A 1175-nucleotide genomic window follows, 5' to 3' on the forward strand; every position below is an offset into this window, starting at 1 on the left:
CTGTTTAAACAACTTGTAAAAGTCCAACGAAAAACCAAAGAAACCGCGTGTTTAGAAGTAGTGGAGCGTTATGGCACACGTACAGGAACGCCCCCCATGCAACCAGCACAAATGGCCGTGCAAGCCCATGAATTCAAAGATAAAATTGATGATATGGCTCAAAGTCTTGAGGAGATAAAAAAGCAATTAAATGAACAAATGGATTTTAATAAAAAGCTTGTGGAACGTATGGATCAGCAAAGTATGAGCCATATACGTGAAATCCAAGAAACGAGAAAACAACTTGCTGCTGCTGAAGATAAAAAGAAGTGGTGGGAGTTTTGGAAATAATGTAATTTCGTGGGGAATAATGTCGGGAATTTGAGAATAAACATGTAGCATACATATAATCAAGACCGCCTTATACACTGATACATAATGGGCGGTCTTTGTTATGAGTATTCTCTAATTTCGAACGGGGGGATATTTTTTGTCTGATGATAAAAAAGAAAGGATAACAACAGGAATTGGAATATGTCTAGGGTTGGCTTTTGGGGCTATTTTTGGTTTACTTTTTGATAATCTCGCCCTAGGCCTTGGAATAGGTAGTGCAGTAGGATTAGCAATTGGTTTGGGCAAGTGAATAAAAGAGTTTTATAAGGAATAAGAGTACTATATTCCGCGCTTGTCAATGGTAAGCGGACCGTAGGGAGCATTAAGGAATTGACAAGCTTTCCACACCAGGACCCTCTTGGCACTCAAACAAACGCGTTTGTTTGACGCCAACCGGCGAGGGAGCCCCCTCAAAAAAGTGAGGGGGTTGGGGGAGTTTTTAGGATGGGGTTAAGGGGAAGAGTTCCCCTTACAGGTGGTGGACGGCGTCCACGGTCTTGATGAAAAAGGGCATCCGTTGAGGATGTCTTTTTTCATTTTGGCGAAGCCAAACACAGGGAGGAATCCGACCGCCTACCTCGTAGAGCGCGCTCCCAATTTTATCGAAGATGAAAAATTGGTGTAGTGCGTTACACCAAATCTAAAGTTGTGGTATCCTCGCCCTAAGAACAGTGGTCAAAATTGGGGATTGAGGGATGGCCAAATATGGGATTATCCGCATGCAAAAGTTCCACAAAGACGCAATATTGGGGATCCAGAAACACAACCAACGAGAAGAAAAAGTTAAAATAAGAGGTTAAGAG

The 1175-nt window shown here is 42.4% G+C and carries 2 protein-coding genes; both read left to right on the top strand.

Annotated features, from left to right (window positions below):
• A partial coding sequence (locus ACFVVL_RS35370) for a DUF3967 domain-containing protein (RefSeq protein WP_387682685.1) occupies positions 1-330 on the top strand: 330 nt, incomplete at its 5' end.
• A gap of 737 nt (positions 331-1067) precedes the next feature.
• Positions 1068-1172: a plasmid recombination protein gene (locus ACFVVL_RS35375; protein WP_387682688.1), complete on the top strand. Its 105-nt coding sequence runs from the start codon at positions 1068-1070 to the stop codon at positions 1170-1172.
• Positions 1173-1175: the final 3 nt, after the last annotated feature.

It is taken from the genome of Kitasatospora sp. NPDC058115 (assembly GCF_042884635.1).
GTDB lineage: Bacteria > Actinomycetota > Actinomycetes > Streptomycetales > Streptomycetaceae > Kitasatospora.